General features: G+C 39.7%; 21 protein-coding genes. 9 read left to right on the forward strand and 12 right to left on the reverse strand.

What is annotated here, in order from left to right; all coding sequences use genetic code 11:
• Nucleotides 1–73: 73 nt before the first annotated feature.
• Nucleotides 74–964, forward strand: coding sequence for a LysR family transcriptional regulator (locus MUN87_RS12010; RefSeq protein WP_244740417.1), 891 nt, complete (start codon nt 74–76; stop codon nt 962–964).
• 323 nt (nt 965–1,287) lie between these two features.
• Here MUN87_RS12010 and MUN87_RS22440 read toward each other — a convergent pair whose 3' ends face one another.
• Entirely contained in the window at nt 1,288–1,359 is a 72-nt protein-coding gene (locus tag MUN87_RS22440; protein ID WP_369414028.1) for a DUF6440 family protein, read from the reverse strand.
• Nucleotides 1,360–1,713: 354 nt separating this feature from the next.
• Here MUN87_RS22440 and MUN87_RS12015 point away from each other — a divergent pair, with 354 nt between their 5' ends.
• Nucleotides 1,714–2,109 carry a hypothetical protein gene (locus MUN87_RS12015; protein ID WP_244740419.1) on the forward strand — a complete coding sequence of 132 codons (396 nt, stop codon included), beginning with the start codon at nt 1,714–1,716 and terminating at the stop codon, nt 2,107–2,109.
• Between the two features lie 241 nt (nt 2,110–2,350).
• Here the strand turns inward: MUN87_RS12015 and MUN87_RS12020 are convergent, their stop codons facing one another.
• The gene (locus tag MUN87_RS12020; RefSeq protein ID WP_244740420.1) at nt 2,351–3,286 is read right to left on the reverse strand and encodes a plasmid pRiA4b ORF-3 family protein; all 936 of its coding nucleotides are present in this window, start codon (nt 3,284–3,286) and stop codon (nt 2,351–2,353) included.
• Entirely contained in the window at nt 3,283–3,474 is a 192-nt protein-coding gene (locus MUN87_RS12025) for a DUF6933 domain-containing protein (protein WP_244740422.1), read from the reverse strand. The genes MUN87_RS12020 and MUN87_RS12025 overlap by 4 nt, the downstream gene beginning before the upstream one ends.
• 190 nt (nt 3,475–3,664) lie before the next feature.
• Between MUN87_RS12025 and MUN87_RS12030 the strand changes: the two genes are divergently transcribed.
• Nucleotides 3,665–3,871: a hypothetical protein gene (locus MUN87_RS12030; RefSeq protein ID WP_244740424.1), complete on the forward strand. Its 207-nt coding sequence runs from the start codon at nt 3,665–3,667 to the stop codon at nt 3,869–3,871.
• 173 nt (nt 3,872–4,044) lie between these two features.
• Nucleotides 4,045–4,911 carry an AraC family transcriptional regulator gene (locus MUN87_RS12035; RefSeq protein ID WP_244740426.1) on the forward strand — a complete coding sequence of 289 codons (867 nt, stop codon included), beginning with the start codon at nt 4,045–4,047 and terminating at the stop codon, nt 4,909–4,911.
• A gap of 57 nt (nt 4,912–4,968) precedes the next feature.
• Here the strand turns inward: MUN87_RS12035 and MUN87_RS12040 are convergent, their stop codons facing one another.
• The 4 genes from MUN87_RS12040 to MUN87_RS12055 form a co-directional block, all read right to left on the reverse strand.
• Nucleotides 4,969–5,913: an alpha/beta hydrolase gene (locus MUN87_RS12040; protein WP_244740428.1), complete on the reverse strand. Its 945-nt coding sequence runs from the start codon at nt 5,911–5,913 to the stop codon at nt 4,969–4,971.
• Between the two features lie 140 nt (nt 5,914–6,053).
• Nucleotides 6,054–6,371: an ArsR/SmtB family transcription factor gene (locus MUN87_RS12045; RefSeq protein ID WP_244740430.1), complete on the reverse strand. Its 318-nt coding sequence runs from the start codon at nt 6,369–6,371 to the stop codon at nt 6,054–6,056.
• Between the two features lie 646 nt (nt 6,372–7,017).
• Nucleotides 7,018–7,734: a dihydropteridine reductase gene (locus tag MUN87_RS12050; RefSeq protein WP_244740432.1), complete on the reverse strand. Its 717-nt coding sequence runs from the start codon at nt 7,732–7,734 to the stop codon at nt 7,018–7,020.
• A 150-nt stretch (nt 7,735–7,884) separates the two neighbouring features.
• Entirely contained in the window at nt 7,885–8,730 is an 846-nt protein-coding gene (locus MUN87_RS12055) for a CPBP family intramembrane glutamic endopeptidase (protein ID WP_244740434.1), read from the reverse strand.
• 243 nt (nt 8,731–8,973) lie between these two features.
• Here MUN87_RS12055 and fdhF point away from each other — a divergent pair, with 243 nt between their 5' ends.
• Genes fdhF through MUN87_RS22300 form a run of 4 tightly spaced genes read left to right on the forward strand, consistent with a single transcriptional unit; the run spans nt 8,974 to nt 12,829 of the window.
• Complete coding sequence (fdhF, locus tag MUN87_RS12060; RefSeq protein WP_244740436.1) at nt 8,974–11,964, forward strand: formate dehydrogenase subunit alpha; 2,991 nt, start codon at nt 8,974–8,976, stop codon at nt 11,962–11,964.
• Nucleotides 11,939–12,436, forward strand: coding sequence for a helical membrane plugin domain-containing protein (locus MUN87_RS12065; protein ID WP_244740438.1), 498 nt, complete (start codon nt 11,939–11,941; stop codon nt 12,434–12,436). The genes fdhF and MUN87_RS12065 overlap by 26 nt, the downstream gene beginning before the upstream one ends.
• Complete coding sequence (locus MUN87_RS12070) at nt 12,433–12,651, forward strand: heavy-metal-associated domain-containing protein (RefSeq protein WP_244740440.1); 219 nt, start codon at nt 12,433–12,435, stop codon at nt 12,649–12,651. Before MUN87_RS12065 ends, MUN87_RS12070 begins: the two co-directional genes overlap by 4 nt.
• Before the next feature lie 55 nt (nt 12,652–12,706).
• Nucleotides 12,707–12,829, forward strand: coding sequence for a hypothetical protein (locus MUN87_RS22300; protein ID WP_255840628.1), 123 nt, complete (start codon nt 12,707–12,709; stop codon nt 12,827–12,829).
• Nucleotides 12,830–13,023: 194 nt separating this feature from the next.
• Here the strand turns inward: MUN87_RS22300 and MUN87_RS12075 are convergent, their stop codons facing one another.
• The 4 genes from MUN87_RS12075 to MUN87_RS12090 all read right to left on the reverse strand — a co-directional run bounded on the left by MUN87_RS12075 (nt 13,024) and on the right by MUN87_RS12090 (nt 17,981).
• Nucleotides 13,024–13,800: a formate/nitrite transporter family protein gene (locus MUN87_RS12075; protein ID WP_244740442.1), complete on the reverse strand. Its 777-nt coding sequence runs from the start codon at nt 13,798–13,800 to the stop codon at nt 13,024–13,026.
• An 18-nt stretch (nt 13,801–13,818) separates the two neighbouring features.
• On the reverse strand, nt 13,819–14,610 hold the full coding sequence (gene fdhD, locus MUN87_RS12080) for a formate dehydrogenase accessory sulfurtransferase FdhD (protein ID WP_244740443.1): 792 nt from the start codon (nt 14,608–14,610) through the stop codon (nt 13,819–13,821).
• A gap of 795 nt (nt 14,611–15,405) precedes the next feature.
• Complete coding sequence (locus tag MUN87_RS12085; protein ID WP_244740445.1) at nt 15,406–17,307, reverse strand: endonuclease MutS2; 1,902 nt, start codon at nt 17,305–17,307, stop codon at nt 15,406–15,408.
• Between the two features lie 578 nt (nt 17,308–17,885).
• A complete protein-coding gene (locus tag MUN87_RS12090) occupies nt 17,886–17,981 on the reverse strand; it encodes a putative holin-like toxin (protein ID WP_153403725.1) in 96 nt (31 codons plus the stop codon).
• 325 nt (nt 17,982–18,306) lie between these two features.
• On the opposite strand from MUN87_RS12090, the gene MUN87_RS22445 reads away from it, so the two are divergent.
• On the forward strand, nt 18,307–18,546 hold the full coding sequence (locus MUN87_RS22445; RefSeq protein ID WP_369413923.1) for a response regulator: 240 nt from the start codon (nt 18,307–18,309) through the stop codon (nt 18,544–18,546).
• A 239-nt stretch (nt 18,547–18,785) separates the two neighbouring features.
• On the opposite strand, the gene MUN87_RS12095 is transcribed toward MUN87_RS22445, so the two are convergent.
• Complete coding sequence (locus tag MUN87_RS12095) at nt 18,786–19,406, reverse strand: DUF4352 domain-containing protein (protein ID WP_244740447.1); 621 nt, start codon at nt 19,404–19,406, stop codon at nt 18,786–18,788.
• Between the last annotated feature and the right edge of the window lie 434 nt (nt 19,407–19,840).

The raw sequence follows: 19,840 nt of genomic DNA on the forward strand, positions 1-19,840 counted from the left end.
GTAATATGAATCTGTACACCAGATGAAAAAATCGATGGTATGAATCGGAAATGATGATAGGAGGGAAAATTCGATGGATATGAAGCAATTATCGACATTTCAGGTTGCCAGTGAAACGTTAAATTTCACCAAAAGTGCTGAAATTTTAAATTATGCGCAATCAAGTGTAACGTCCCATATCAAAAGCTTAGAAACAGAACTCGGTGTTAACCTATTTGAGCGCCTGGGAAACAAATTAGTGTTAACCCCATTTGGAGAGAGATTCAGAGTGTATTCGGATGCAATCATTACCCAGTACCAGTCAGCAATGGAAGAAATTAATTACGATAAGAACATGACAAGTACTATCGTTGTAGGAGCAACGGAAAGTCAATGTACGTATAAAATGCCTGACGTTCTAAAAGAACTAAAATTGTTATTTCCAAATGTGAAGGTAATCATCAAACCAGTTCATAAATTATCGGATATTCAGTCTGAATTACAATCTGGAGAAATGGATTTTGCTTTTATATTCGGAGACGATATTGAGGAAAGAAATAACATGCAGGTTTCCAAACTATCCAAGGGGCACTTAGTTTTAGTAGCTTCTCCCACCAATAAAGCCACGTACATTGAAAACCCTAAACTGGAAGACTTAATTGAAGAGACGCTCATTTTAACAGAAAAAGGATGTTCATACAGAAATTTATTAGAAGGTATGCTTGACACCTCCCAAATTAAATTTAACTCCACTTTCGAAATCACGAATATAGAAACCTTAAAAAATTGTGTGAAGTCAGACCTAGGCATTGCTTTACTACCTTATGAAGTAGTGAAAAGAGAAGTGGATAACAACGAATTAAAGATTATTCCATTATCACAAGTGAAACATCATGAGATTTCCCACTTTCTTTCATGGCATAAAGATAAAAAACTTACACCTCTTTTAAATACCTTTATTTCACTTAGCCAGAACGTTTTTTGATTATACGAATGAAGATGCCCTCCATTTTCTGTATAATAATAGACCTCACTACCGGATGTAGCAAGGTCTATTTTTTATTTGCGACTTATGGTTGCTGTTGTTGCCAGAGAAACTATAATAATAGACAACAGTTTCTCCGATACGCACATTCACTGGACCCTTTAATATTCAATTCAGGAAATGATCTATGCTTAAAGGCTTCTCTGTCTCCACAACCATTTCACTTAGCCAGTGCGTTTTTTGATGTTTGTGTTGCCTTTTTATCACGGCGATAACCGTCCGTAATACCCCCCACTGATTGAAGTCTCACTTTATTCAACTCTTTAAACAAGAACAGATCCATCCTGATCTAATATAGGAGTTAGCCCGCCTGAATAACGATCCCAACTAAACAATGTACCCCTGTCTGAAGATCTACTAATACATTACAGCCAGCAACGTTTGATTTTTCTTTATGTATCTCCTGTTATCTGACTTTTTGAACATGTACTTTTCACAGGAAAATACTTGCTCTTTGATGTAGTTGGAGGTATAATAAAATAAGAACATACATTCCCTTTAATTGTCACCATTTTATAAAGAAGGTGATGCCAAGGCCATTTTATAATTTCTTCGTTTTCCCTCTAAAAACTTCCTAGACTACCATAAAAAAAAAGAGCAATCATACCAGATCACTCCATGAATGCTGTGTCCAAACATCGATTTTGTATGCTATAATCAAATCATAATTACTAAGGAGATGCTGTTAAATGTCCGAAAAACTTTTATTGCAGATCTTAGATGAAATTCACGGATTAAAAGATGAACAGAAGAGTACAAACCAAAGACTTGATCGAATGGATGAACGTTTTATAGCAATTGATGAACACTTTGATCAAATCGATGAGCGCTTTGTGGCTATTGATGATCGCTTTAATCAAATCGATGAGAACTATAAAGTCATTGATGAACGTTTAAGTCAATTAGAGTTAAAAACAGATGCTGTTCAAGAGCAAACTGCGAAATTAAGTGAATATCACGCTGAAACGACCATTCGATTAAAGAATATGGCTTCATCCGATGATATCAAGTATCTGAAAGAGCTAGTTTTTAAGCATGATGAAGAAATATATAAGCTTAAGTCACAACAACAACATAACAACTAAAATAGTGAATGTTCATTCACTCACTAAACACAGTACCACATTCTTATTTCTCCATCACTGAGCGTTTGAAACACCCTTCATTAAAATATCGATTTCAAACGCTTCAGCCTATTTTCAAAGTAAAGAATTGATTTCCATTTATTAAATGACTGTCACTTCTAGTTACATAAAGTGAGACTTCAATCAGTGGGGTATTACGGACAGTTAGCGCCTTGATAAAAGCGTTGATAAGAATTTCTCATCATAATGGATTAGCCTGTCGAATTCTACCAGCTTGATGAAGCTGTTCAAAAGGTCGATACCCCGCAGATTCTGCCCAGCTTAACATCCTTACCTTGTCCGGATGATCATCAGACGTGATTATTTCTAAAAACTCACTATAGCCAGGCATTCCACCTACATCTTCTGGAGGTGCTGCTCCTTCACCATCCAAACAGACTGGGTAACGAGAATCAAACGCTTCAATCCGCTTTTCGACTTCGATGATATGCTGCCAGTCATCTCCTAAGTCATAATTATAAGCAATGCTCTTAAATTGTCCCAAGACTTCTCCTAATACAACCTGATCGACACATTCCATACGTTGTCCATCTTGTTGATAATCAAAAGCTTCCTCATTGGATACGAGCAGGTAATCAGCCTTTGGTAAATAATAATTATCTAATAGAGATGTTTCTTGCTGATAAAGGTGAAACTCATGAAGATGCGAATCCTCCCAATTAAAGGCTTTTTGCAAAATGTGGTGCAGATCAAAAAACGTACAATTCAACGGTACAATCAGTCGACGCCATACTGGTTGCTCTGTCTCCAGTCTTAAGCTTACTTTTATTTGAATGGCTGCTTGTTGAAAAGCTCCTGGACCAATCTTATCCTCCAAAAGAGACTGCATTTCTTCTATTGGCCATATATAGTCTCTTGTCTGTGGTGACTTTTTAAGCATACGATTTGCTTTATTACTTACTCCTAATTGAATAACGGAATTGTCGTTAGCCTTATCCATAAAAATCTCAATCTCTTGTATTGTCTGATTTAAACTACCGACTGTTTTACGATCCATGGTCGAAGTAAAGGATATTTCATCAGCTAATAGCTCGTCTCGTACGACTTGTTCATTAAAACCATCCGCAATTAATGTGTCGACGATCGCTTGCTTTAAGAACTGCTCGACATGCTTCAAATCTTTCGCCTCACCCCATACAACACGACCGTATACAGACTGCTGTCATGCATAAGAATGATGGTGTTTTTGCGATTCAGTTTTTTAAAGTGTGCATGCCATGCTGATGATGATTCGCCTTGTTCCTCTTTTGTCTCAGGATTTACTTTTAAATATTTCTGCAAAGCTTTTGTGGAATGGATTAACATGTTTACAAACTCCGTTCTGATTAGGAATGTCTGTGAACAGTATAACATCATCATTGTATAATCATAAAGAGAATACTCATCATTATAGCTATTGTTCAATCCGTGTTTTACCTTCCATCTATCAGGGTAATAGTGTATCACTAGCCTATTTACATCAACAGAAATAAACCAATCAAAAAAAGGTGGTAACATGTTTAAATCAAAAAAGGTAAATAACGCGTTAAAATTACTGCTACTCGCGATCATCTATTTAACCCTGCTATACACTTACACGATGATAAACCTGGAAGGAACGCTGCTTGCCGTGGTGGTTGTCATCACTACATTAGTATTTGTAGCAGCAGCTGTCTGGTTTGTTCGAAAAGTGATTATAAAACCGGATGATAGTGGAGAATAATTTAAAAAACGTTACCTGGCATAAGGTAGCGTTTTTTTGATATCTTTTGAGTCAAAATCGATATATTTCCTATTAAAAATGTCGAGTATAGTAAAAAAAGCTTTGCTATGATAAAGAGAGACTCCCATCAGTGGGGGTATTAGAAAGATGAAGATATGGAAAGGAGGGGTAGTTTGTTAAAGGAATTAAACCTGGTGATCGACTACATTGAAGATCATTTAACAGATGAACTGTCTCTGGAAAAGATCTCCGAGTATGCCGGCGTTTCCGACTTTCACTTTCGGAAGATATTTTTTTACCTTGCTGGCTTAACGCTAAATGAATATATCAAGAACCGAAAAATGGCAGAAGCGAACAAGCATTTATTGAATGGTGAGAAAGTGACAGATATTGCATTTAAATATGGGTATCAATCGGTGGATGGCTTTACTCGGGCATTCAAAAAATGGAGTGGATTCCTTCCCTCCGATGTTGTAAAAAAAGGGTTGATAAAATCCTATCCCAAGCTTTCATTCGTCATAACTGTTAAAGGAGGAACGACTATGGAATGTAGAATTGAAGAAAAACCCGCTTTTTATTTAGCAGGTGTCAGTAAACGTGTTCCCATGCAATTTGAAGGGGTGAATAACGACATTGTCAAACTTGCCGAAAGCATTACAAAGGAACAAAAAGTGGAAATGCACGCGTTGCAAAATATAGAACCCTTTGAGGTGGTGAATGCGTCCTACAATGCGGACGCTCATTTTGAAAAGGAAGAAGGCGATTTAACTCACTTGATTGGTGTATTAACCACGAACAGTCATGTAAGTGATCAGCTCGATCTTGTTCCAGTCGAAGCGTATACCTGGGCAATCTTTCCGAATGAAGGGCCGTTTCCATCGACTTTACAAGAAACAATGGCAAAAACCTATTCAGAATGGCTGCCTGCTTCCGATTATGAAGTCATCAATGCTCCTACCTTTTCTTTTACCAAGATGGATCCAGATAAAAAAGACTATGCTTACAGCGAAATTTGGCTCCCTGTTAAGAAGCATAAATAAGTTGTGTTCCCCCATAGTGGTCGCTATGGGGGGACTCTTACTGCAGGCTGATTACCCTTACTGTTTAATAACCTTCTTAATAAACGCCAGTACAGCATCATGCATTTGATCTAACGCTGGCTGTTCAACAGGATAATGACTTCCATTCTCTAAATGAACGATCTCTACATCGACTTTTTTCATTCTGTCTAATACTAATTTACTCAAATGTAACGGTGTCCATCGATCTTCAGCCGGCTGTGTCAAAAGCACTGGACATACATCAAAATCTTCTGGCTCCATCGCTGGAATGTAATTAGAATAACTATCTAAAAATTTCATACTTGCCTTATTGGCAGCAGATGTCGTGTCACGATTGAATATTTCCATGACATCTTTATCATTGCATAAGGCACTCATTTTGGCGGCAATACTCATTTTCATATTAAAGCGATCAAGTCCTATTTTACAAGCAACAGTTGCCATTGGAATCCCCACACGGCTCATAAAAAGATTTCTTGTTGTTTCATCCCGCACCTGCTGAATTCGTTGATCCAAAAATGTCATCCCGATAATACCTTTTACATTCTTGGTTTTGCTTGCTATATGATAGGCTTCCATTCCCCCTGCGCTTAATCCGTAAAGGACAATTGGTCTATCATCGCGCTTTGACTCATACTCGATATAATCACAAGCCAGATTAACCCAGTCATCATACGTTACCACTTCGCTATTCTTTACCTTGGTTACCCCGTAAGTTGGCATGTCAATTGCAATAGTCTCCAAGCCATCCTTTGATAGAGGGCCCCCGAGAATCATAGACATCTGTCTGCCATTCGTTCCGACACCATGAAGCAGAATCACTTTAGCCGGCGCTGCTTCGTTACGGAAACAATCGAGGTGGACTTGATGCCCTTTCCAGTCCCACCACTCTTCAACTGGATGATAATCTCCTGCGAAATGATACGTTTCAGGTAGTTTCTCCATGATTTCGCACCATTCTTTTTGCTGATTATATGTCAATGTTATATCCTCCTACGTTTTTCATTAATATCAAAGCGTTCGAACACTCGAACATAAAGTGTGACGTCGATCAGCTGTGGTATTACGGACGGGTAGCGCCGTGATATAGAGGAAGAAAAAATCTTATTGCCAGACAGGCGTTAAGATTTTTCCTGATTATGCTGATCAACCTCTAATGATTGGATAAGCTCCCGTAACAACATAATCGAATTGTCGAGTGATAGATTATAATATCTTATCGTAGCACTCTTTTCTACCGTCACTACTTTTGCATCAAGTAAATGTTTTAAATGATGAGAGATAGCAGGCCTCGAAAGTGTTAAACGCTCCGCAATCTGATTGACCGACATCGCCCCTTCATCAAAAAGCAGCATCAAAATCTCTTGCCTATTCGTATCTCGTAAAATATTGAAAACCGGAGTACATTCTCTTAAAAGCTCCATCGTGCGTTGACTCATTGCGCATCTTCCTTTATGTTCGTCAGTTCGAACGTTTGATATATTATGAATTAGTATACCGGTGTTTTTCTTTTTATTCAACTATGTAGAGTTTTGAAAATCCTGTTTTTACCTTTTGGTGAAGGTTGGCTGACTGATTCTATTATTTTATCGATACTATCAGCAGGCCGAGTACAGCAAACAATTAGAAAACCGGGCATAGACTCGCCCGGTTTTCTATGTAGATAAGCTCCTTTAATATCGCGACCATTTTAATATAGTGGGTATGCTGGCTGGGGCACCTTTTATTTATCTTCTTTCTTTTAAATGATACAAATCTCGATGCAGTGCTGACCGCTTTTGTTTCCTTTACTGCTTAAACAAGACAAATCTTTGGGTACTGCTAAACACTTTTGTTCCCTTCTCTGCTAAACGAGACAAATCTCTGGGCACCGCTGACCTCTTTTGTTCCCTTTTCCGCTTAACGAGACAAATCCCATGGTACTGCTGACCTCTTTTGTTCCCTTTTCCGCTTAAACGAGACAAATCTCTGGGCACCGCTGACCTTTTTTGTTCCCTTTCCTGCTTAAATGAGACAAATCTCCATTCGTCGCTCTACCCTTCATCCAACACAATCCATCGCCCTATAACGCTGCAAAGCTTCCATTTACTTTACCACATCAACAGATAAAAACTCAGGCATCATATGTGGATGCTTGTCGAGCATAATCTGTTCCGGCTTCACCCCTTGCTCGCGCAGTACGGCGATATTTTGAACGAGGAACTCGTCACTGCCAACAACGTAAAAAAGGCCGTCCTTGTCTGCCGCAAGATTTTCTACTTCTTTATAGTAGTCTTTACGATTATCGACAAACTGCGAAGTGAACTTTTTATCAGGTGCTGATGCAAAGACATCCGTGAATAAGAAATCCTTTGAGGAATCGATGTTCAAGGAATGAATTTGATTGACGTTATCGGCACGATCGAGATAATCCAGCACAAGTGGTCTGAATGTTGCCAGGCCGACGCCGGATGACAGCAGATAAACATTTTTGTCTTCTCGTTTCAATGGTACATTCGAATGGGTTTTAAATAATGCAACGTCACTGCCGACCTCCAGGTTGCGTAAAATCGTTTTGAACTCCGAGCACTGCTCTTTAATACGCGTTGTGATACCGATAGAATCTTCATGTGGCAAAGTGGAGATCGACATGTGGCGAACCAGGCTGCGGTTTGGCTTTTCTCCGGCATTGAAGCCTTCCATTGCGAAGTGCGTGTGGGAGCCTTCTTCCCATGTAAAGTCTTTCGGACAGTCGAGCATGTATGTTTTAACCTCAGGCGTTTCATCAATAATCTTATTTATCTTTGTCCAGTAAATTTGCATGAATCATTCTCCTTACCCTAATTTAGTATCGTTACTAGCTATTATACAGTAAGTGATAACAATTCTCAATTAAATGGGTGGATTTTTCACTATTTTTACACAGTCTACTTTCCGATTAGTGCTGAAGAATTATACTTCTCAACAAAATGATTAATTTTTTCTTTTATCAATTATTAATAAAACAGACAACACCACAATACTCAAGACTACAATGAACAGAAATGACAAGTATAGCGACATAAACCCTGCAAACATCTCATCAAATGTTAAAATTGCCACATCCGGATCATACACACCGCCCATGGAAATATATCTAGCTACTTCAAGATAAACAATATGGAAGATAATGCTCATCCACAATGTCCCTGTATATTTTCTATAAAGCTGCAGAGCTATCCCAAAGGCGAAAAGCAATATAAAGTAATCGATAGTTAACGCAAATGGCTTACTAAAGAATATTGACTCCAATGACATTACCGTAATGGGCACACAAATAAAGATGAATGGCTGCAGAAACAGCGAAATAATAAAGCGATATTTCTTTTGCAGCTCATCAACTATAAGTCCACGGATAAAGATTTCTTCTGGAAAAGCTTCATACATAAAAGCTGTCAATGTGTTGATTAAAATGGCTATTATCACACTTGGAGTTACATGTAAGCTGACATTTTCAATTCCACCAGCTACATAAGCTGTTAAGACACCTGATACAAGTAAAATAAAAGGTAACGATATGCCGACGATTCGTTTAGCTGATGAGTTTGACCCCTTCAGTCCAATATTTCTAATAATTCCCGGATTTCTTTTATTAAGAATAAAAAGTACAAAAAGCGTTGCACCAGTAAAGATTACTCCTTGTAACAGCATCGCTATTTGTCGATTCGCACCTTGATTTTCTATCAAATATTGTCCAAGATTGCCTGATACAAACAGAAATAATGATACGAGTACAAAGTAGCAAAGCAGCCGACTAAACCTGAATTTCGACGAATCCATAGCAGTGCCCCTTTCCCAAAAAATTTGGTATTAATATACATACGTATCAACCGAGTTCATCGTTTCAACTTTTTGCAGGAATGCGTTCAAACAACCGCTGATGATAAATAAACCAGAAATTGAACCCACCTCCCTTCATTGCTTAAAAAAAGCTCTCCAAGAAAATTTTACAATAATATGTAATACAGTTGGCTTAATAGTCAATACTTATAATATATCCAATATTTAAGGAGGTGGGGGAGCATGCAAGAGACAAGCTTTACCCTCAAGGTGAATGACAATGATATTCAGGCAAAGCAAGGCCAGACCATTTTAGAAGCTGCTTTAGCAAGTGACGTCTACATTCCAGGAATTTGTTCCACACAGCCTGATCTGGGAATTGGCGTTATCCAAACCTGTGACACCTGTTATGTCGAGGTGGACGGGGAATTGAAGCGGGCTTGTTCGACGCCTGCGAAACCTGATATGGTCGTCAATTCCGTTTCTGATGTGGCCAGAGAGGCGCAATTGGAAGGGATGTCGCGGATTCTGGAAAACCATGAGCTCTATTGTACGGTGTGTGACAATAACAACGGGAACTGTGTCGTACATAACACGGCAGAATATTTAGAGATTGAGCATCAGAAATACGAATTTACAGCTAAACCGTACCCGCCGGACAACTCTCACCCCTTTTACCGCTATGAGCCTGATCAATGTATCCTCTGTGGACTGTGTGTCGAAGCCTGTCAGGACCTGCAAGTTAGTGAGGTGCTGAGTATTGACTGGGAGCGGGAGGAACCAAGAGTTATTTGGGATAACGATGTCCCAATCGATGAATCATCCTGTGTGTCCTGCGGGCATTGTGTAACCGTGTGCCCATGTAATGCCCTGATGGAAAAATCAATGATTGGGGAGGCTGGATTCCTGACAGGCATGGCAAAAAACATGCTCGAACCATTGATAGATGTCACCAAAGAGGTGGAGCCTGGCTATAAGGAGATATTTGCCATTTCCAATGTAGAAGCGACGATGCGTGAAGATCGAATTGAAAAAACTAAAACCGTCTGTACCTATTGCGGGGTTGGATGCAGCTTTGAAGTTTGGACGAAAGGGAGAGATATTTTGCGTGTCCAACCACAAAAAGATGCACCTGTTAATGGAATTTCCACCTGTGTCAAAGGGAAATTCGGCTGGGATTTTGTTAATAGTGAGGACCGATTGACGAAGCCACTGATACGAAAAGGAGACAAATTCTATGAAGCGACATGGGAGGAAGCTCTTAACCTGATGGCGGAAAAATTCATGGACATTAAAGAAAGAGAGGGAGCAGATTCCCTTGGTTTTATCGCCTCCTCTAAGTGTTCAAATGAAGAGAATTATTTATTTCAAAAGCTTGCCCGTTCAGTATTCCAGACGAATAACATTGACAACTGTTCAAGGTACTGCCAAACACCGGCATCAGCTGGTTTAATGCGAACGGTTGGAATTGGCGGGGATTCCGGCACCATGGAGGATATTGCGACTGCGGAACTGATCATGGTAGTAGGGGCTAATCCTGCCGAATCACACCCGGTCCTGTCCACCAGAATTAGACGCGCACACAAGCTTCATGGCCAAAAGTTACTTGTATCCGATCTGCGCAAACATGACCTGGCAGAGCGTGCTGATTTATTTATTCACCCTAACCCTGGTACCGATCTCGTTTGGTTATCCGCTGTAACCAAATATATTTTGGACCAAGGCTGGGAGGATGAGAGATTTCTCCAGGATCGTGTGAATCAAGTAGAAGAATACAAGCAATCATTGGAGAAGTTCACATTAGACTACGCAGAAGAAGTATCCGGATTATCCAAAGATACACTGATCCAAGTGGCAGAAATGATCCACGAATCTAATGGGACATGTATTCTTTGGGCGATGGGTGTCACCCAGCACATAGGTGGAACAGACACCAGTACGGCGATCAGTAACCTGCTGTTAGTAACAGGTAATTTCGGAAAACTAGGTGCCGGTGCCTTTCCGCTTCGTGGCCATAACAATGTCCAAGGAGCAAGTGATTTCGGAACAATGCCTAACTGGCTGCCAGGGTATCAACCGGTTGAGAATGATGAAATTCGTTCAAGATATGAAAAAGCCTGGAATACGACGATTCCGAAAAAACCGGGATTAAACAATCACCAAATCGTCGAAGCCATTACCGATGGACAAGTAAAAGGAATGTATCTTTTCGGCGAAGAGATGGGACTTGTTGACTCTAATATCAACTATGTCCACGAAGCCTTTGAAAAGCTTGAATTCTTCGTGGTCCAGGACATCTTCTTTTCCAAGACAGCACAATTTGCAGATGTTGTCTTACCAGCAGCACCAAGTTTAGAGAAAGAAGGTACATTTACCAATACAGAACGAAGAATCCAACGTTTTTACAAAGCATTGGAGCCACTTGGGGATAGCAAACCTGATTGGGAGATATTCCGTGACTTTGCGAATAAGCTGGGTGCTAACTGGCAGTATGATCATCCATCAGAAATTATGGATGAAGTGGCAAAACTTGCTCCGTTCTTTGCTGGTGTCAATTATGACCGATTAGAAGGTTGGAACAGTCAAGTCTGGCCAGTAAAAGCAAACGGTGAAGATGCACCACTTTTATACAAAGAAAAATTTAATTTTTTAGACGGAAAAGCCAGACTATTCCCTGTTGACTGGACTCCACCAATGGCCTATGATGACGAATTTGACCTGCATTTAAACAATGGACGACTGCTCGAACAATTCCATGAAGGCAATATGACGGATCGCTCGGAGGGAATCCACCACATCGCTCCAGGTCCATGGTTAGAGGTTTCCGAACAATTAGCAGAGGAACGCAACCTCGAGACTGGTTCACTTGTTCGTTTACTGTCTCCTTATGGCAAAGTGAAAATTCGTGTGCTTGTCACAGACAGAGTGACAGGAAAAGAATTATACCTGCCAATGAATACGGTCGATAATGAGAAGGCAGTAAATAAATTAACAAGCAGTTATTATGACAAAGATACGCATACACCAAACTATAAAGAGGCAAAAGTAAAAATGGAGCCGTTGGAACAAAAAGGGGAGTCACCGTTACCACGCCACAATTTCCGATTCGGCAACCCACAGCCACATATTGGGGTTGAAGTGGAGAAAAAATGGAAACGTCCTAATTTCACTCCGGTTCCGGAAACATTAAAAAACGAGGGGGTTTACCATGGGCCGAGCGATCAAACAAATTGAGCGAATCGAACGTAGTGCCGAAGAAATAAAGGCGGATGATCTGTCCGCCATTTTGACCAAGGTTGCGGACAATCGAGAAGCCATTGAAGAATGTTTAATCATTGTTGAGGAGCTTCACAAAGCGGAGGTACTGCCAGCGCTTAAGTCCTTTTTAAAAACAAGGCAAGAAGTAGGTGTCCTCGCTGTCGAACAACTTAATCAACCAGGCATGCATAACATTATCAAAAATGGTATGGCCATGCTGCAGCTGCTCGCAGCAATCGACACCGCCAAGTTAGATCAGCTGACTGGAGGATTAAACCAAGGAATTGAAAAAGCAGCGAAAAGTACAGAACACAACGAAGACATCGGTCTGTTCGGGTTAATGAAGGCGACGAATGACCCCAATGTCAAAAGGTCACTAAACATGATGATTCAATTTTTGCATGGCATGGGTGAAGGATTAGCAGAAAGTCAGGATGTGAAGCAATGAATACCCGTAAACTGTCGATTCCAAATCTAAAAAAAGAAGACGAAGCAAAAATATCCGAAGCATTGCATGATGTATGGGGAGTGCAAAGTGTAGACATTAACGTACACACCCAGGAAGCAATTGTTTCTTACAATGAGAATGCCGGTGCATTACACGACTTCCAGCAAGCCATCAAAGACGTTGGATATGATGCCCATGTACCAAAAGGCGACTGATTCAATCAGCGGGTTATTACGGACGGTTAGCCCCGTGATAAAGGAGGGTGTTTCTATGGCAAGAATCTGTGAGGTATGCGGACGTCAAGAGGATAGGGAAGAAGAACAACTCGTCTACGATATCCTTGACGTTTGCGAAGACTGTACGCAACATGTCGTACAGCAGATTGAGGAGTAACACCAGAAGCTGTGAATTTGCTGAAGTGGCCATAAAAGTGTAAAAAGTGGCCATTAAAGATGCGAAAGTGGCCATAAAAACAATAAAAGTGACCATTAAATGCACAAAAGTGGCCATAAAGACGCGAAAAGTGGCCATAAAAACAAGAACCGAACAGCAAGAGGCTGTTCGGTTCTTTCTTTGATATAGTAGTCCTATACTTTTTCCCGCAAATAGGCCATCCAGTAGAAGAGACCGACAAAGATGGCTCCCCCAACAGCGTTTCCAAGGAATACGGCAACAAAATTCACAACGTATTCCCACCAGCTAAAGTAACCGGCAAAGATAGCGGCTGGGATCACAAACATGTTTGCTACAACGTGCTGAAAGCCAATGGCTACAAACGCCATAATCGGAAACCAGATGCCCAGAATTTTGCCTGCAACATCATCGGCACTGTAGCAGAGCCAAACGGCTAAACATACGAGCCAGTTTGCTCCGATGCCAGAGACAAAGGCTTCTGAAAACGAAGCATCCACTTTATGTTCTGCAATGGCAACGGTCCTTTCTAAGTACGCTCCTGTTTCCGTTAATCCTAAATAATGTCCAAAAAAATAGGCAACAAAGATCGAACCGATAAAATTACTGACCGTAACGATCGACCAGTTTTTCACGATATGAATGGTCTTAATTTTGCCAGCAAATCTGGCGGTTGCTACGGCCATCATGTTTCCTGTCAGCAGTTCGCCCCCGGCAATTAAGACAAAGACGAGTCCGACTGGGAACACAGCTCCACCAATCAAGGCAGACATCGATCCCCAGATTTCTTCAGGTAGATTTCCTGTTACTCTTATGTCGAGCAAAAAACCAAATGAAATAAAAGCGCCTGCTAAAAAACCTAAGATAATCGTAGTCGTAAGGGGCAGGTGTACCTTTTTTTCTCCATTTTCCATCGCTATTTGTGCTGTTTTTCTCGGTGCATGGAATGCCATTATCTCACCTGCTTTCTGTTATGTTTCGCTTTGCGTAATACGTTGCGGGTGTGTGTAAATATTTAATCGTTCATTTCGAATAAAACCAACTGCAGTAATCCCTAAGTCATCTGCAAGTTTCAAAGCTAATGATGTCGGGGCTGATTTTGATAAGAGCAGGCCGACACCAATTTTAGCAACTTTTAAGACAATTTCAGATGAGATTCTGCCACTAAAGACAATCACCTTATCTGCCAATGGAATGCGATTTTCAAGGCAATGTCCATAGATTTTGTCTAACGCATTGTGCCTGCCGATATCGGTACGGGAGAGTAGCAGTTGTTCTTTTGTCCCAAGGGCTGCGTTGTGAAAACCACCTGTTAAACGGAAAAGAGTGGATTGTTCCTGCATCTGATTCATTAAGTCCAAGCATTGCTTCACAGATACTTGCATGTCAGTCATAATCGTCTTTGCTGTCAGTACATCATTCTGGAAGTAAAATTGTCTGCTCTTTCCACAGCATGAACCAATAAACCGTTTGGAAACCGTGTTTTTATTCCTGATTTCTTTGTTTTTTAATTCAACATAAGCAAAACCCTTGTCCTGATCGATATGTAATGCCGCCAATTGGTTGATAGAGCGGATGATTCCTTCAGAAGCCAGGAAGCCGATGACCAGCTCTTTCAAGTAATCCGGTGAGCAAACCATCGTCGCAAACTCTTCCCCGTCCAATTGTATGGTCAGCGGATATTCCACCGCGGCATTATCTTCGGTTTCGTTCAGCCGGTCACCATCGAACGTCACCACTTTTATTTTCTCAACGTTTAGCATATACACCTCTCCCGATCCATTTACTATTAACTTTGCCTAAAATGGCAGAATTTATTGGTGGGAATTGATATTTTTTAATGACGCTAGCTTTTGTAAGGCTTCTAGTAACTTCCTATAAATATGGATTATGTCATCGCTAGCCAAGCATTCATATTGAGATATTTAATGTGCTAGGATACCGCTCCGTCCAACCACTCCGCGTCCTGCGGGGCACGGCTGGAGCTAACTTTGTGAAGAAGAACGCTTCACAAAGTTAGCTCCAGCACCTGCACAATCCCGCGGGAGTCTCCGTGGTTGGCCTACGCTAAGATGGGGGCTCTACAATTTTTGTAATAGCTAGTATATTGATCTTATGCATATATAATAGCTATTGAAAAATGCTTAGAACCACTGCTTTTTGCTGTTCCATACGTTGTAACACTTCCATTCAGCGTAGGAAATAGGCGGAGACTCCCGTGGAATCAGCGCGAGCTGAAGATCCACTTGGTTTGTGCCTGCGTCTGCCAGTATCTCTTTGAAGTAAGCTTCCTCGGCACAAGGCAGCAAAGAAGCATTTTCAAGTAGTAGCCTAGCTGAAGCCGTGCCCACAGGACGCGGAGCCTATTTCCGGAGCTTTGCAATGCAGATAAAATATTTCAAAATGACCGTTTTGCCATACAGCTTTAGTTAACATCATCCATATTATAGGAACTCAACTTCATGCCCCATATGATTACTTCTGTAGCTGCACTTTTCTTAACTGATAATAAAAAAAGCATCCATTGTGATTAATTTTCAAAATGGATGCTTGTTAGTTCATTCTCTATTCTTTTTCATTTCTTTTTGTATGTTTCGTAGTGCTTTTTTGGAACCGCGCTCGATATCATGCTGCATTTTTCGAGTTTTGAAATCTGTAAACAATGAATCGATATCGTACCCCGCTGGATATAATTCCTGCGCGGATATTTCCAAGGAAATTCTTTTTACATTTATCTGCTCAATATCTCCATCATAGAACACCTCAACATTATAAAAATTATCCATTTCTCTATAGACAATCCCAACGTCATCGCGGTCCAACAGTTTGACACGATCGCCTTTTTTATAATCATGGTACGACATACGTTCCGCTTTTTTTAGCTTAGGTTTCCGTATTTTACTCTCATGAACACGTTCCATCCGGTATCCTTTATGCTCCATATATTGCTTCGCCCGTTGCAGTACATGCTCCCGAACATTCATTTTTTCAGAAATCCAAAGAGCGTTACTTTCGCCTGATTCCCCTATCACTAATTGATACATAGGTTCCAATGTATTACTGTCGAATTGCATGGCTGCATTCATAAAGTCCTCATGCATTTCTGAAAAACGTTTGATTTCACCGTAATGGGTTGTCGCTACTGTCATACATCCCATGTAGTAAAATTCCTCTAAAATCGAAATGGCAAGTGCCGCTCCTTCATTCGGTTCTGTACCACTTCCTATTTCATCAAATAGCAAAAGGGTATTATTATTGGAGGAACGCATAATCTCTGAGATATTTTTCATATGAGAGGAAAATGTACTTAGTGCATTCTCTATACTTTGGTTATCCCCGATATCGACGAAGATGTTCTCAAATACGGAGATTTCTGTTTCCTTATTTGCGATAATATGAAAACCTGACATAGCTGCTAACGTTAATAATCCGATTGTTTTTAATACAATGGTTTTCCCGCCAGCATTAGGTCCCGTAATAATTAAGCTTCGATAATCGTTTCCTATTTCAAAATCAAGTGGTACAGCGTCCCCTGTTAAAAGCGGATGCTTACAACTCACTAATTTTATATAGCCATAATCGTTTAACTTCGGTTCGATACCGCCAATTTGTTTACTAAATTTCGCTTTTGCAAATACCATATCATATTGGCTAATGAGCTCCATGTTTATCTTGATGTCATAGAGGTTCTCTAAAAGCATTCCTGTTAATGCAGCTAATATCTGGTATTCTTCCATCGCCTCTTCCGCTTTCAGACTGGCAAGCTCCCCACCTAATTTTGTAACGGCAGCTGGTTCGATAAACACGGTGGAGCCTTTAGAAGAAACCTCGATGATAGTACCTGGCACCTGATTTTTGTAAGAAGCCTTAACCGGAATCGTAAAGCGGTCATCCTTCTTACTAATAAAGTACTCCTGGATATACTTCTTATTTGTACCGTTATTTAAAAATTTATTTAATCGGTCATTTATTTTTTCCTCGGTTGCTTGAATGCTATTGCGGATTCTTCTTAATTCTTTACTTGCAGCGGAAGCTACTTTGTTCCCTTTAATCGAAAAATCAATTTCCTCTTCCAAATGGTGAAATTCGGTCATTGAATTGGCATACGAAGCTAGTACCGGTGCGAAAAATCCTTTCTCGTTCATAAACTTTTTAATTTTTCTGCAGCCTCTTAAAAAGTCTGCTACACTGGTTAATTCGCTTGGATCCAGCATGATACCTTTTTCAAGATTTTGTATCATATTGTCGATATTAGATACGCCTAAAAATGGTACACGGCTCCCTGCATCTAAGATGGTTCGTGCTTCTGTTGTTTCATTCAAACGGTTTCTTACTACGTTCAGATCTGTACTTGGTTTTAATTTATCTAATAATTGTTTACCTAATCCACTTACACAATAGGATTTTATTATTTGTTTTAATTCATTATATTGAATCTTCTCGTACGTTGTTTCATTCATTTTTGGATGCTCCTCATTATGATTTTTTCATAATAGAAGATACCTACCGATTAGATTTCAATGAAACTTCGACAAAAATAAATAAAAAAACTGCGGGGATACCGCAGTTTTTCACATTCACAAGATACGTGTAACAGGCAGCAAAAATAATTTCCTTGCCATTACACGCTTTGTAATTGCTCTGTAGGTATCTTCATAGGTTTCAGAATAAGACATAACAAATAAAAGGACATCATTCCCTTTTTTAGACAACATCTTTATTCTGTTAGATATTTTTCCTATTTAGAACCTATCGCACTCACAAAAAGCACCTCTTATTTATTTATCGTTACTTTCATTGAAATCTACTTTTAATATAACATGCGCTTATCAAAAAGTAAATTTTAACTTGGAGGATATGATACTGCCATCGATAAGTGACTTAAATCCCCTTTTATGATATAATTTCAATAAGAAATGCATATAATAATAACCCGTAGCACTAACTACGGGTTATGGATAAGCGGTTCCCCCAGAGGGATCGGCTATCACAAGGTGGTAGACCTCTCCTAATTACTTCTTAGGGCAAATAGGGAGGTCTATTTTCGTTTGATCAGAGAAACGATCAAAGCGAGCAATGCAATTAAGAAAGTACCAAAACTAAATAGTACCATAAAACTCTCATACATACTCATAGGCATCACCCCCTTCCATTAAGGGGATTAGCCGACCTTGCCCTAAAAGAACGTTATCCTTCTCTAGTATAACACAGCAAACACGAACTTACATTCCCTTTTTGTTAATCTATTATATCCAAGAGTGTCTCTCCACAACATGTTATTTGGTCTATCCCGGAAAAATAATCGTGGAAAAAACAGTATCTTTTCTTATAGAGGAAATTGCAAGTTTAATTGAAGTATACCTTACAAATGAAGGGTTTGACATTGATAGAACATCATAGGAAAAGATGCATTAAAGTGCATTCAGACTACTGCTTTTGATATAGCATTAATAGATATTATGCTTTTAGAAGCAGATGGCTTTACCTTATGCCAGCGAATCAGGGAAAATTATCATTATCCTGTTATAATGCTTACAGCAATGATAGAGGAGACCGATAAAATTACCAGACTAACTCTTGGGGCAGATGATTACATTACAAAACTATTTATTCCAATAGAAATGGTCGCCCGAGTAATTAGCTATCGCCAAGGAAATTGTGAAACGACATCAAGGAACTGTTTCTGTTTCAAATTCTAATGAGAAGTTTGAATTTAACATTTACCTCCCAACTCTCTCATAAGACTTTAATGGGGAAATCATTGTAGACTAACTAATGGTAAAGGGCCAGACCCCATAAAGTGGCAAAACGCTTTCCTTTCGTTCTATTTACGTACAGTTCAATGAAATTTAGCAGGTCGGCAACTTCCACTTATAGATGTAGCACCACAAAACCCCTACTAAAAAAACAGCATGATTTGCGGGGTCTGCCCCCCCTCCTATTCGGCCTCATCCTCTGCGAATTCAAATGAAATGGTATTTGCATTAGCGGAGGAATCACCACTAATTAATGAATAAGAAGTGCCAACAGGTGAATCGTATAATAGTACCCCTGTCTGGGATTCATCAGGTTCAATCTCACCTGGCCACTCTTCCGCAACACCTTCTATGTAGAACCAAGGTAAACTGCCGACGTTTTCATTTTCTAAACTAAGGCTTAATCCATCTTCAGCGATAACTGGCACTTCACTTAAGTTTTTTAGTGTTACATTCACGATGACATAGTTTCCTTCCTCACTTGGCTGGTCTCCCGCAGTATCCGAAATCTCAACAGAATTTAATGTGATTTCAAATTCTCTTATAATGTCCTGATAACCATATTTATAATGAGCCGTATCGCCAATAGATAATCCAAGCTGATCTTCAGGTAAATCAAGGTCTCCGAATAAACTGTCACTATTGTCATTTTCCGCTTTATCTTCACTTTCTGAAGAGGCAGTCGTGGTTTCCTCTGGATCAAGGGCTTCGCTTACCTCTTCATCTTCTGTTGAATTACCGCAAGCACTAATGAACAAAATACTTAAAAATATTGTTGAAACTAATATAAATTTTTTCTTCAACTATATCCCTCCAATGATGATTTACCTTCATAATGTTTGATTCAACGTCACCAACCCAAATGCAATATGCCCATCTAAACATAAGCATTGACAGATACACGCATATAATTTTTCACATTTCCGTAAGCAAAGTTTTAGCCAGATTCATAAATATCATTTCTTTAATTCGATTAGTCGCCCCACAAAAACAATATTAAACATTTTTAGTATAACATAACAAATACTGTAATACCGCAATTACTACCTCCCAATCGGGACTAAAGGAGAAACCAATCAAAACACAAACAAATAAGTATATATCATTTGGATTGTATATAAGGAGTGATTATAAAGGACCAATTATCCACCAGTGGTAAATATATTTTGGTTTAAAGGTAGCGTAGAGGTAGACACGCAATTTGTGATGCTAATATCGCAAATACTAATGTAAACAG

It is taken from the genome of Gracilibacillus salinarum, from assembly GCF_022919575.1.
Lineage (GTDB): Bacteria > Bacillota > Bacilli > Bacillales > Amphibacillaceae > Gracilibacillus > Gracilibacillus salinarum.